Consider the following 12,737-nt stretch of genomic DNA (forward strand, 5'->3'; position numbering starts at 1 on the left):
TCGCGGCCCCTATACTGGCCCTTGTTTTTACATCCACCCTTTAACACCTATTACAGGAGTAATTATGGTCCTGGTAACTCGTCAAGCCCCTGACTTCACTGCAGCTGCCGTACTGGGTAGCGGCGAAATCGTTGAAAACTTCAACCTGAAGAAGCACCTGAACGGCAAACCGGCCGTGCTGTTCTTCTGGCCAATGGACTTCACCTTCGTATGCCCTTCCGAGCTGATCGCTTTCGATCACCGCTATGAAGAGTTCCAGAAGCGTGGCGTTGAAGTGGTTGGCGTTTCCTTCGACTCAGAGTTCGTTCACAACGCATGGCGTAAAACCCCTGTCGACAAAGGCGGCATCGGTGAAGTGAAATACGCAATGGTTGCTGACATCAAGCGTGAAATTCAGAAAGCTTACGGCATCGAACACCCGGAAGCCGGCGTTGCGCTGCGCGGCTCCTTCCTGATCGACAAAGACGGCATCGTGCGTGCTCAGGTTGTTAACGACCTGCCAATCGGCCGTAACATCGACGAAATGATCCGTACCGTTGACGCGCTGCAATTCCACGAAGAGCACGGTGAAGTGTGCCCGGCTCAGTGGGAAAAAGGCAAAGCAGGCATGGGCGCGTCCCCAGACGGCGTTGCAAAATACCTGTCTGAAAACGCTGCCAAGCTGTAATTTCAGCCTGATAGTGAATCAACCGGCCCACGCGGCCGGTTTTTTTATGCCCCTTTATGGGGCAGGCCGCCCACCTTCAGTGCTTTATTTCCCTGTTTCCGCTCACATTTCCCACCCTGCTCGCCGCGCGTGCGCCCATCTGCGGCTACTATCAATAACGCTGGCTCGCGCTTTGCAAGCGAACAGCGGCAAGCAAACACAACACAATAAAAAACTGACAGGGTAGGAATAACTATGTTTTTACAGAAATGGAGCAAACCCCTGACCATGGCGGCGCTGCTGGTCAGCGGCAGCCTGTATGCGGCATCCAACCCCGCGGTGGAAGCCAAAAACGGCATGGTGGTCACCTCGCAGCACCTGGCCTCGCAGGTCGGCGTGGATATCCTGAAGATGGGCGGCAACGCCATCGACGCCGCCGTGGCGGTGGGCTATGCGCAGGCGGTGGTTAACCCCTGCTGCGGCAACATCGGCGGCGGCGGCTTTATGACCGTTCACCTGGCGGACGGCACCGACACCTTCATCAACTTCCGTGAAACCGCGCCGGCGGCGGCCAGCGCCAACATGTATCTGGATGCCAACGGCAAGGTGAAGAAAGACGCCAGCCTGTACGGCTATCTGGCGGCGGGCGTGCCGGGCACCGTGCTGGGGATGGAAACCGCGCGTGAGAAGTACGGCAAGCTGAGCCGTGAACAGGTGCTGGCGCCAGCTATCAGGCTGGCGCGCGAAGGCTTTGTGCTGACCCGCGCCGATACCGATATCCTCGACACCACCGTCGCGCGCTTCAAACAGGATCCCGAGTCGGCCAAAATCTTCCTGCGCCCGGACGGCAGCCCGCTGCAGCCGGGGGACAAACTGGTGCAAACCGATCTGGCCAATACGCTGGAAGCCATCGCCAAAGGGGGAACCGACGCCTTCTATAAAGGCAAGATCCCGCAGGCGGTGGAGGCGGCGGCCAAACAGGGCGGCGGTATCTTGACCGCCGCCGACTTCGCCAATTACAAGGTCACCGAAACGCCGCCGATTACCTGCAGCTATCGCGGCTACAAGTTCGTGTCGGCGCCGCCTCCCAGCTCCGGCGGCGTGACGCTGTGCGAAATCCTCAACGTGGTGGAAGGCTACGACCTGAAAAGCATGGGCTTCAACTCGGCGGCGGCCATTCACACCATGACCGAAGCGATGCGCCATGCCTACATGGACCGCAACACCTACCTCGGCGACCCGGAATTCATCAAGAACCCGATCGACCGGCTGGTGAGCAAGAGCTACGCCGAGCAGATCCGCAAGAAAATCGTCGCGGACAAGGCCACGCCGTCGGAAAACGTGCAGCCCGGCATGGAACCGCATGAAAAACCGGAAACCACCCACTATTCGATCGTCGATCACGATGGCAACGCGGTCTCCACCACCTATACCGTCAACGGCCGCTTCGGCGCCGTGGTGATCGCACCGGGCACCGGCTTCTTCCTCAACGACGAGATGGACGACTTTACGGTCAAAGTGGGCGAGAAAAACCTGTACGGGCTGGTGCAGGGCACTGCCAACAGCATTGCCCCCGGTAAGCGCCCACTATCGTCGATGAGCCCGACGCTGGTGACCAAGGACAACAAGATCTTTATGGTGCTGGGCTCGCCGGGCGGTTCGCGCATCATCACCATCACCCTGCAGACCGCGTTGAACGTGATAGACCACGGCATGGCGCCGCAGGAAGCGGTGGACGCACCGCGCATCCATCACCAATGGTTGCCGGATGAGGTGTACTACGAACAGCGCGGCGTTTCCGCCGATACGCTGAAGCTGCTGAGCGGCATGGGCTATAAGATGGTCGAGCAAACGCCGTGGGGCGCCGCCGAACTGATTCTGGTCGGCTTGCCAGGCGCGGCGGGCGTCAGCCCGGCCAACTCCGGCAACGACTCGGCGGTTTCCGGCAAGGTGCGCGAAGGCTATCTGTACGGCGCCAACGACGTGCGTCGCCCGGCAGGTTCTGCGGTCGGTTACTGATGTAAACGCCTACTCACCTTTATCGCGGGGGCCCTTCGGCCCCCGCAGTGTCTTTAGCCTTCACAGCGCCACACGGTGGCCGTCTCTTCCGCCAGCTGCAGGCGCAGCCCGCCTGCCGTTTCGCTCAACTCTCCCCGCCCTTCCACACGCCGCCACGGGCCGCGCGCCAACAGCGGGTTGTACGGCAGCTGCGCCTGGCCGCTGCCGTCGCGCTGCAGCGCCACCAGCACCTGCTCCTGCTGATACAGGCGCACGAACACCAGCGTCTCCCCGCTGGCATACAGCACCTGACAACCGCCGCGGCGCAATGCCACGCTCTGTTTACGCAGCGCCGCCATGCGCTGGAACAGCGCCAGCAGCGGCCGGTCCCAGTCGCCGACGTCCCACGGGAACGGCTTGCGACAGAACGGATCGTTGCCACCGTCCAGACCAATCTCATCGCCGTAATAGAGGCAAGGCACGCCTATCCAGCTCAGCAACCACACCGCCGCCATCTGCATGCGCGCCGCGTTCCCCTGCAACAGCGTGAGAAAACGCGCGGTATCGTGGCTGTCCAACTGGTTGAACTGGATCAGCTGGCGGCCGTGCGGCAACCCGGCGCGGTAGCCGTCCATCCACTGCGCGCACCCGGCGGCGTCCAGCCGCACCGGGTGATAGGCTACGTCCAGCCCCGCCAAAAATGCCCGCACCGGCAGCGCGAAGCCCATGTAGTTCATCGCCGCATCCTCCACGCCGGCGTGCAGCCAACGGCGCGCGTCGCCGAAGTGCTCGCCCAATACGTAGGCCTGCGGATTCTCCTGCTTCACCGCCTGATAGATGCCAGCCAGGTGGTACAGGTTGCCGGTGGCGCCGCCGTTCTCCCCCAGCATGTGCACCACGTCCAGTCGCCAACCGTCGATGCTGTACGGCGGGCGCAGCCAGTGGCGCACCACGCTGCCTTCCCCGCGATAGATCGCTTCCGCCACCTGCGGCTCGGCGAAGTTGAGCTTCGGCAAGCTGGCGTTGCCTTTCCAGTCGAGCGCGCGGCCGTCCGGGTAAAAGTTGAACCAGCCGCGATACGGCGAATCGGGGTGGTGACAGGCGCCGTTTTCGCCCTGACGATGGCGGTCGAACCACGGATGCGAGTCGCCGGTGTGGTTGAATACCCCGTCCAGCACCAGTTTCATATCCACCTTGTGAGTGCTCACTCGCAAACGCTGCAGCGCCGCGTTGCCGCCGAAGTGCGGATCGACCTGGTAATAGTCCTCGGTATCGTACTTATGCACGCTCGGTGCGGTAAAAATCGGGTTCAGGTACAGCGCCGTCACCCCCAGCTGCTGCAAATACGGCAGTTTGGCGCCGATGCCGTCCAGATCGCCGCCGTAAAAGGTCGAGGCGGCGTGGCGATCCTCCAGCGGGTGCTGCCAGTCGCGCCGAATCACCTCGGCGCCGGCCGCGTGATGGCGGTAGCTGCCGCTCTGGATGCCGTGCTCGCCGCCGCTGCTGGCGAAGCGATCGGGGAAAATCTGATAGAACAGCTGATCCGCCACCCACTCGGGGCCATTGTCGGGCTCGTCGACGGCGAACTGCGCCAGCTGCCCCGGCGGCGTTGGCGACCAGCCCTGCGGCCCGAACCACTGCTGGCGATCGGCCCACAGCAGCTTGAAGCAGTAACGCCGCGTCGGCTCGCCCTCATTCAGCGTCAGGCTGGCCTGGTAGCGCCGCATCCCCTCGTGGCGCTGCGCTTTCATCACCAGCAGCCACTCTTCGTTGTCCGGTTCGGCGCGCAAAAACACCCGTTCCGGCAGTTCATCCCCCTGTAACCACAGCGTGATATCCAAACGTTGCCCTTGCTTTACCACAAAAGGCGGGACCGGTTGATGCCAGGCGTTAAGCATACTGTTTCTCCTGCTGTACCAAACGAAATCGACGGCGTTCTTCAAGAAACGAACAATGCCACGTTAAGTGCAACTCCCCCTCCTCTCTGGCCGCAAAACCCGGGGATGAGCCGGGGGGCGGAGACCGAAAAATAACGCTAACCCGATGTAAAAAAAGGTAAACAGGTACAAATCCTGCACGTTACCCCTTAGGCTAACGCGTTTTAAGTTTACAGGATATTTTTTGCGCATTTTTTAAGGAGCGGTAATGCAACAACAGATAACGCGCTGGCTGGAACAGTTTGGTTTGGAATTCGGCGGAGTGATGTCGCTGTTGATGGTATTGGGGTTGATTGTCCTGATCTCGGTCGCGATCCACCTGGTGCTGCACCGGGTGGTGCTGGCCGCCCTTCAGCGCCGTGGCCAGCAATCGCAGCGCGTCTGGCAACAGGCCATCACCCAATACAAACTGTTCCAGCGCGTGGCGCTGCTGCTGCAAGGGGTGATCATCAGCATCCAGGCGACGCTGTGGTTACAGAGCGGCAGCCAGACCCAGGCGGTGATCGTCACCGCCGCACAGGTGTGGATCCTCGCCTTCACCCTGCTGTCGCTGTTCTCGCTGCTGGATACGCTGCTGGCGCTGCTGCGCCAAAGCCCGATCTCCAATCAGCTGCCGCTGCGCGGCATTTTCCAGGGCCTGAAACTGGTGGCGGCGATCCTGATCGGCATCATGATCGTCTCGCTGCTGATGGGCAAATCGCCGCTGCTGCTGCTCAGCGGCCTGGGCGCCATGACCGCGGTCCTGATGTTGGTGTTCAAGGATCCGATCCTCGGCCTGGTGGCCGGCATCCAGCTCTCCGCCAACGATATGCTGAAGATCGGCGACTGGCTGGAAATGCCGAAATACGGCGCCGACGGCGCGGTCACCGACATCGGCCTGACCACGGTCAAAGTACGTAACTGGGACAACACCGTCACCACCATTCCCACCTACGCGCTGATCTCCGACTCGTTCAAAAACTGGCGGTCGATGTCGGAATCCGGCGGGCGCCGCATCAAGCGCAGCCTGAATATCGACACCGGCAGCGTGCACTTCCTGTCGGAAGAGGAACAGCGCCGCCTGCAGCGCAACCCGCTGCTGCACAGCTACCTGAACGATAAAACCCAGGAGCTGAGCCGGCACAATCAGGAGATTGCCATCGATCTGGCCTCGCCGCTCAACGGCCGCCGCCTGACCAACCTCGGCACGCTGCGCGCCTATCTGGAAGCCTACCTGCGCGCTCACCCGCGCATTCACCAGAACATGACGCTGATGGTGCGCCAGCTGGCGCCGACGCCGGAAGGCCTGCCGCTTGAAATCTACGCCTTCACCAACACCACGGTCTGGGCGGAGTATGAAAGCATTCAGGCGGATATTTTCGATCATATTCTGGCGGTGATCGACGAGTTCGGCCTGCGCGTGCATCAAACGCCAACCGGCAATGACCTGCGCGGCATGCTGCTACAAAACGCCAACGCTTCCTGACGTCGGCTGACGTAACTGTGTCTGCTGGTAATGATGTTCTTTCAATTGCCAGCAGATATCTCCATCCCCTTCTTTTCCCCGGTGAAAACGGCGTTAATGCGCCATCACCTTCACCACCGAGAGGGAAAGCCCTTGCTGAAACGCTTACGTCACCGGCTGTTTACCCTGATGGCCACCCTGCTGTTTATCGGCTGCCTGCACAGCGCTTCGCTGGACGAAAGCCGCATGCCCCGCAACCTGCAACCTTCGCTGAGCGCCCTCAGCAGCAATATGCAAGACATTCGCGAGGTGCTGGCGCGCTGCGCCGGCGAGGAAGAGGAGGAACGCCTTAACGGCGGCGACATGCGTATCGAAGCGCGCGTCGCCGGGGAGGATGAAGCGGAAGACAAACGCCCGGCATAATAGGTTAAAAAACGCCCCATCTTGTTGCGCCATACGCAACACCTGGCTATGATGCGTATAGCGCAACACTCATGGAGCCGTCAGGATGATAAGAAGCTTCAAGCATAAGGGACTCAAAAAGTTTTTCGAAACCGGTTCAACGGCGGGTATCGACGCCAAGCAGGCGAAGAAAATCGCGCTGCGGCTGAGCGTGCTGGATCTGGCGAAAGTGATTGATGACGTAGATCTGCCCGGCTTCTTCTTGCACCCGCTAACGGGCGCTCGCAGCGGGCAATGGTCCGTCACCGTAACCGGCAACTGGCGTATCACGTTTGAACTGGTCGAGGGTGATGTTTATATCGTGAATTATGAGGACTATCACTAATGAACCGCATGCATAATCCCCCTCATCCTGGCGAGTTGATCAAAGAAACCATGGAAACGCTGAATCTCAGCGCGCGTGCGCTGGCTAAAGCGCTGGACGTCGCGCCCTCCACGGTTCAACGCCTGATCAGCGGAAAGTCCGATATCTCGCCGGAAATGGCCATCCGCCTGTCCATCGTGATAGGCAGTTCCGAACAGGTTTGGATGGGCATGCAGGATGCTTACGATCTGTGGCAGGCCAGGCAGTGCATCGACGTTTCCAAACTGCGCAAGCTGGACTTCGCTTGACGCCTGCTCCTAAAAAAAACACCGGCCTTAGCCGGTGTTTTTCCATTCAGTCTTGCTGCGTCGCCAGCGGCGCGCGTTTTTTCTGATGGTTGACCTTGAACCAGTATCCCGCCAGCAGCAATACCACCCAGACCAGGCCGGCGTACAGCGAGACGCGCGTGGTCGGGAAGTAGCCGATCAGGCCGATGATGAACACCAGGAACACGATCGCCACCACCGAGGTGAACACCCCACCGCGCAGCGGGAACGCCAGCTGCTTCACCTGCTCTTTGCTCAGGCTGCGGCGGAAGGCGATTTGGGAGAACAGGATCATGATCCACACCCACACGGTGGCGAAGGTCGCCAGGGACGCGATCACCAGGAACACGCTCTCCGGCATGATGTAGTTGAGGTATACCGCCAGCAGCAGCGCCAGCATCATCACCACCACCGTCACCCAGGGAATGCCGCGCTTCGACACCTTGCTGAACATCTTCGGCGCATGGCCCTGCTCGGCCATGCCGTGCAGCATGCGGCCGACGCCGAACACGTCGCTGTTGATCGCCGACAGCGAAGCGGTAATCACCACGAAGTTGAGGATACCTGCCGCCACGGTGATGCCCATATGCTGGAAGGTCAGCACGAACGGGCTGCCGTTGGTGCCCACCTGGTTCCACGGGTAGATAGACATGATGACGAACAGCGTGCCGACGTAGAACACCAGAATGCGCCACGGCACCGAGTTGATGGCCTTCGGAATCGATTTTTTCGGATCTTTGGCTTCGCCGGCGGTGATGCCGATGATTTCAATGCCGCCGTAAGCGAACATCACCAGCTGCAGCGACAGGATCATGCCGATAAAACCGTTGCTGAAGAAGCCGCCGTTCGACCACAGGTTATGAATGCCGGTCGGTTGCCCGCCGTTGCCGATGCCCCAGATGATGATGCCGATGCCGGCCACGATCATGATGATGATGGTGGCGACTTTGAAGAACGAGAACCAGAATTCCAGCTCGCCGAACACCTTGACGCTCATCAGGTTGATGGCGCCGATGATCAGCACCACGCTCAGCACCCAGATCCAGTGCGGCACTTCCGGGAACCAGACCCCCATATAGATGCCGAAGGCGGTCACGTCGGCGATGGCGACGATCAGGATTTCAAAGCAGTAGGTCCAGCCGGTGATGTAACCCGCCATCGGGCCGAGGTAGTCCTGCGCATAGCGGGAAAACGAGCTGGCCTGCGGGTTGTTGACCGACATCTCCCCCAGGGCGCGCATGATGATAAAGGCCACGATGCCGCCGATCAGGTAAGCCAGCAGCACGCTCGGGCCGGCCATTTTGATGGCGTCCGCCGAGCCGTAGAACAACCCGGTGCCGATGGCCGATCCCAGTGCCATAAAGCGGATATGACGCGTACTGAGGCCGCGTTTCAGCTTATTGTCGGGGGCAGTGGTGGGTGACTGTTGTTGCATGAAAATGACCCATAGTTTTAAACGTAAAAAAGCCACGGACATGTCCGTGGCCCTGGATTAAGCCGGGGGATTATCAGTGCGCGGTCACTTGGGAACGCGTGCACACCCGATCATAAATCGCGACCAGCACCAGCATCAGCAGCGAAGGCGGCAACCATGCCAACCCCTGCTCCGCCAGCGGCAGGTGAGTGGTCCAGGCCGGCAGCAGCTGCTGGAAACTGGAGGCTTTCACCGCGTCAAGGATACCAAACAACAGGCTGACAAGCATCACCGGCGCGATGATGCGCGGGGCACTGTGCCACCAACGCAGGGTGAAGCTCAGCACCACCAGCACGATGCACGGCGGGTAAATCGCGGTCAGCACCGGAATGGAGATCTGGATCAGGTGGCTCAGGCCGAGGTTGGACACCACCATCGAGAACAGGCCCAGGATAAACACCAGCGTCTTGTACGAGAACGGCAGGTATTGCGCGAAGAACTCGGCGCAGGCGCAGGTCAGGCCTACCGCGGTCACCATACAGGCGATGAAGATCAGCGCCGCCAGGAAGAAGCTGCCCAGGCCGCCGAAGGTGTTCTGAACGTAAGCGTGCAGGATCACCGCGCCGTTGGTGGCGTCCGGCACCAGCGCGCCGCTGCCGGAGCCCAGCTTGAACAGGCTCAGGTAAACCAGCGTCAGGCCCACGCCGGCGATCAAACCGGCCAAGATGGTGTAGCGGGTCAACAGACCGGCGTCTTTCACGCCGCGCGAGCGCGCCGCGTTGACGATAACGATGCCGAATACCAGCGCGCCCAGCGTATCCATGGTCAGGTAGCCGTTAACGAAGCCGGAAGAGAAAGGCACGCTCTGGTAAGCCGCCGTCGCCGGAATCGGCGCGCCGGCAGGCCACAGCAGCGCGGCGATGCCCAGTACGCCTAACGCCACAATCTTCAGCGGCGCCAGCACATGGCCGACGGTGTCGAGCAGGCGGCCCGGATACAGGGAGATGCCGATCACCAGCGCGAAGTACACCAGGCTGTAGATGAACAGCGGCATGGCGCCGTCGCCGGTCAGCGGGGCGATGCCCACTTCAAAGGACACGGTGGCGGTGCGCGGCGTGGCGAACAGCGGGCCGACGGCCAGGTAGCAGACGGTCGCCAGCAGCAGGCCGGCGCCGCGGCCGATCGGCGAACTGAGGGCATCGATGCCGCCGCCGACGCGCGCCAGCGCGATGACGGTGATGACCGGCAGACCGACGGCGGTGATCAGGAAGCCCAGCGCCGCGATCCAGACGTGTTCACCGGACTGCAAGCCGACCATCGGCGGGAAGATGATGTTCCCAGCCCCAACGAATAAGGCAAAGGTCATGAAGCCCAGTGCCAGGATATCTTTTGACGTTAAACGATGACTCATACGATGTCGTGTTGCCTGTTCAAATGAAAAAAATTGTCCGATAGCGTGGTGGCGTGACGCCCCACCGGTTGCCGGCATGCCCGATCGTCGCAGCGCCAAATAAGCATCCTAAACGCAGTCGATCCGGCGTTTATGTCCCTATTCGAAAGTGGCCGCTCATGAAGATGGGCAAAATTTTAGGAGTTATAAAAATGGAGGTTTAATCCGACAACGAGGGCTAAGGTAAACGTTTATAGCGCTTCAAGGCAAGACGCACGGCGAAAAGCAGAGCTATCAACCATATAAACTTTAGCCACCAGTCGATCATATTGGCTATCAATAAATATACACTACATGATTTGTATCATTTTTGAACAATGAATTCACGAAACGTGAAACATATACCACTTTACCGCGCGAAAACGCCAATAAATGCCCGGTTTTCGCGTGGTATAAGCTCCGTTTGGCCGTTAAAAAAGGCGAAAATTACGCCGCTTTTTGTCGCTTATTGCACCGTGGCAGCCGCGAGCGGCTGCAGCCCGAGCGCCTGGCGGGTCCTCTGCAGGGCGCCCGGCGGCAGCGGCAGATAGCCGTCGTGATTGACCAGGCTCTGCCCTGCGTTCGACAGCACGCGATCGAGGAACGCGGCGGTCAGCGGCTCCAGCGGTTGATTGGGGGCTTTGTTGATGTAGATATAGAGATAGCGCGACAGCGGGTAGCGATCGTTGCGCACGTTGGCGGCGGTAGGCGCGACATAGTCCTCTCCCGATTCCGCCAACGGCAGCAGCCGCACGCCGCTGGCGCGAAAGCCGATGCTGGCGTAGCCGATGCCGTTGAGCGAACCGGCCACCGCCTGCACCACCGAGGCCGAACCGGGCAGCTCATTGACGCGCGGCATAAAATCGCCGCCGCACAGCGCGCGCAGTTTGAAATAGCCGTAGGTGCCGGACGCCGAGTTGCGGCCGAAGCGCTGCAGCGAGCGCGTCGCCCAGTCGCCGCTCAGCCCCAGCTCGCCCCAACGCGTCAGCGGCTTGCTTTCACCGCAGCGCCGGGTGGCGGAGAAAATGCGATCGAGCTGCTGCAGATTGAGGCCGCGCAGCGGGTTGTCTTGATGCACCAACACCACCAGCGCATCCACCGCCACCGGCACCGCCAGCGGCGCATAGCCGTAACGGTGTTCGAACGCCGAAACCTCGGCCGCCTTCATCGGCCGGCTCATCGGGCCCAGCTGCGCGGCGCCCGCCGCCAACGCGGTCGGCGCGGTCGACGAGCCGGCGGCCTGGATCTGCAGGTTAACGTTGGGGTAATGCCGGCTGAAATCCTGCGCCCACAGCGCCATCAGATTCGCCAAAGTATCGGAACCGACGCTGGACAGGTTGCCCGCCAGCATGCCGTCGGGCTGCGCCAGCGCGCCGCGTCCGGCCAGCAGCGCCAGGCAAAGCAACAGCCCTCGGGTTATTCGGGTCATACCGGTGTCTCGCGTTAATTTTTCACCGCATTCTCTGATAAAGCGGCGGGAACAATCAACCGGTTGGGTAAGGTAAAGATAAAGCGGGTGCCGATCCCCGGCTCGCTGAGGATCTCCAGCCGCGCGTCGTGATGGCTGAGCGCATGTTTGACGATCGCCAGCCCCAGCCCGCTGCCGCCGGTCTGGCGCGAACGGGCCTTGTCGACGCGGTAAAAACGCTCGGTCAGGCGCGGCAGGTGTTCGGCGGCGATGCCCGGCCCGTTGTCGCTGACCTGGAACTGCGCGCCGTGCGCCGTCTGCTGCCAGCTCACTTCGATATGGGTGCCCTTCGGCGTGTGGTTGACCGCGTTGTACACCAGGTTAGACACCGCGCTGCGCAACTGGTCTTCATTGCCGAACACGTTGAGCTGTTCGTTCACCCGGAAAGTGATCTCGTGATTGCCGCCGCTCAGCGATTGCGCCTCGCGCTGCAACACCCGCAGCATCAGCGGGATATCCACCCGCTCGTTCATGTCGACATTGGGCGCCGCCTCGATGCGCGACAGCGTCAGCAGCTGCTTGACCAGCCCGTCCATCCGGCGGGTCTGTTCCTGCATGGTGCCGAGCGCCTTGCTGCGCAGCGAACCGTCCTGCTCTTCGTCGCCCATCATCTCCAGATAGCCCTGCAGCACCGTCAGCGGCGTGCGCAGCTCATGGCTGACGTTGGCGAAGAAGTTGCGCCGCGCCCCCTCCAGCTGGCGCATCTGGGTGACGTCGCGCGCCACCATCAGCAACTGCCCTTCGGAATAGGGCATCACGCGGAATTCGACGTAGTGTTCGTTGTTCAGCTGCAGCGTCAGCGGGCGCGAGAACTCCTGCTGTTGCAGGTAGTGGCTGAATTCCGGATAACGCAGCAGGTTGAGGATGTGCTGGCCGTTGTCCTCCGGCCAGCGGAAGCCGAGCAGATGCTGCGCCAGCCCGTTGCACCAGAAGATGTTGCCTTCAACGGTGGTCATCACCACCGCGTCAGGCAGCGATTCGGCCCCGCTGCGAAAGCGCTTGATCAACAGCGCCAGCTCACGCCGGCGGCGGCGATTGCGCTGCTGCATCTGATACAGGCCATAGAACAACGGCTCCCAACTCCAGCGGCCGGGCGGCGGCGTCATGCTGCGGTCGATCCACAGCCAATGAGAGAGTTTGAGCTGGTTGTAGAAATTCCACACCAGCGCGGCCAGCGCGGAGGCCAGCAGGAACCAGGGCAGATAACCGAAAATCAGCCCCAGCAGTAAGGCGGGCAAACAGAAAAGAGCCAGCTCCAGAGCCAGCCTCTTCCACGACAGACGTTCTAACACGGCATATTCTCCAGCGC

At 61.1% G+C, this 12,737-nt stretch carries 11 protein-coding genes; 6 read left to right on the forward strand and 5 right to left on the reverse strand.

Annotated elements, in window-relative coordinates; translation table 11 throughout:
- Window positions 1–64 precede the first annotated feature (64 nt).
- On the forward strand, window positions 65–667 hold the full coding sequence (locus ACJ8MK_RS06305; protein ID WP_019454212.1) for a peroxiredoxin C: 603 nt from the start codon (window positions 65–67) through the stop codon (window positions 665–667).
- Between the two features lie 234 nt (window positions 668–901).
- Window positions 902–2,665 (forward strand): gamma-glutamyltransferase, encoded by a 1,764-nt coding sequence (gene ggt / locus ACJ8MK_RS06310; protein WP_049196391.1) that lies wholly within the window; start codon window positions 902–904, stop codon window positions 2,663–2,665.
- Window positions 2,666–2,718: 53 nt separating this feature from the next.
- Here the strand turns inward: ggt and malZ are convergent, their stop codons facing one another.
- Complete coding sequence (gene malZ / locus ACJ8MK_RS06315; RefSeq protein ID WP_442517590.1) at window positions 2,719–4,542, reverse strand: maltodextrin glucosidase; 1,824 nt, start codon at window positions 4,540–4,542, stop codon at window positions 2,719–2,721.
- A gap of 247 nt (window positions 4,543–4,789) precedes the next feature.
- Here malZ and ACJ8MK_RS06320 point away from each other — a divergent pair, with 247 nt between their 5' ends.
- From ACJ8MK_RS06320 to ACJ8MK_RS06335, 4 genes are all read left to right on the forward strand, one after another.
- Window positions 4,790–6,046 (forward strand): mechanosensitive ion channel family protein, encoded by a 1,257-nt coding sequence (locus tag ACJ8MK_RS06320; protein WP_033637290.1) that lies wholly within the window; start codon window positions 4,790–4,792, stop codon window positions 6,044–6,046.
- 132 nt (window positions 6,047–6,178) lie between these two features.
- Window positions 6,179–6,448 (forward strand): hypothetical protein, encoded by a 270-nt coding sequence (locus ACJ8MK_RS06325; protein WP_033653279.1) that lies wholly within the window; start codon window positions 6,179–6,181, stop codon window positions 6,446–6,448.
- A gap of 85 nt (window positions 6,449–6,533) precedes the next feature.
- Window positions 6,534–6,812, forward strand: coding sequence for a type II toxin-antitoxin system RelE/ParE family toxin (locus tag ACJ8MK_RS06330; protein WP_019454217.1), 279 nt, complete (start codon window positions 6,534–6,536; stop codon window positions 6,810–6,812).
- The gene (locus ACJ8MK_RS06335; RefSeq protein ID WP_033653280.1) at window positions 6,812–7,099 is read left to right on the forward strand and encodes a HigA family addiction module antitoxin; all 288 of its coding nucleotides are present in this window, start codon (window positions 6,812–6,814) and stop codon (window positions 7,097–7,099) included. The genes ACJ8MK_RS06330 and ACJ8MK_RS06335 overlap by 1 nt, the downstream gene beginning before the upstream one ends.
- Window positions 7,100–7,145: 46 nt before the next feature.
- Here ACJ8MK_RS06335 and proY read toward each other — a convergent pair whose 3' ends face one another.
- The 4 genes from proY to phoR form a co-directional block, all read right to left on the reverse strand.
- A complete protein-coding gene (gene proY / locus ACJ8MK_RS06340) occupies window positions 7,146–8,552 on the reverse strand; it encodes a proline-specific permease ProY (protein WP_033653281.1) in 1,407 nt (468 codons plus the stop codon).
- Between the two features lie 73 nt (window positions 8,553–8,625).
- Window positions 8,626–9,942: a branched-chain amino acid transport system II carrier protein gene (brnQ, locus tag ACJ8MK_RS06345; RefSeq protein WP_033653282.1), complete on the reverse strand. Its 1,317-nt coding sequence runs from the start codon at window positions 9,940–9,942 to the stop codon at window positions 8,626–8,628.
- 484 nt (window positions 9,943–10,426) lie between these two features.
- Window positions 10,427–11,389, reverse strand: a complete 963-nt coding sequence (locus ACJ8MK_RS06350; RefSeq protein WP_033647326.1) for a PstS family phosphate ABC transporter substrate-binding protein — start codon at window positions 11,387–11,389, stop codon at window positions 10,427–10,429.
- A gap of 14 nt (window positions 11,390–11,403) precedes the next feature.
- The gene (phoR, locus tag ACJ8MK_RS06355) at window positions 11,404–12,720 is read right to left on the reverse strand and encodes a phosphate regulon sensor histidine kinase PhoR (protein WP_025301740.1); all 1,317 of its coding nucleotides are present in this window, start codon (window positions 12,718–12,720) and stop codon (window positions 11,404–11,406) included.
- Window positions 12,721–12,737 lie beyond the last annotated feature (17 nt).

The organism is Serratia sp. CY38905, assembly GCF_052168875.1.
Lineage (GTDB): Bacteria > Pseudomonadota > Gammaproteobacteria > Enterobacterales > Enterobacteriaceae > Serratia > Serratia sarumanii.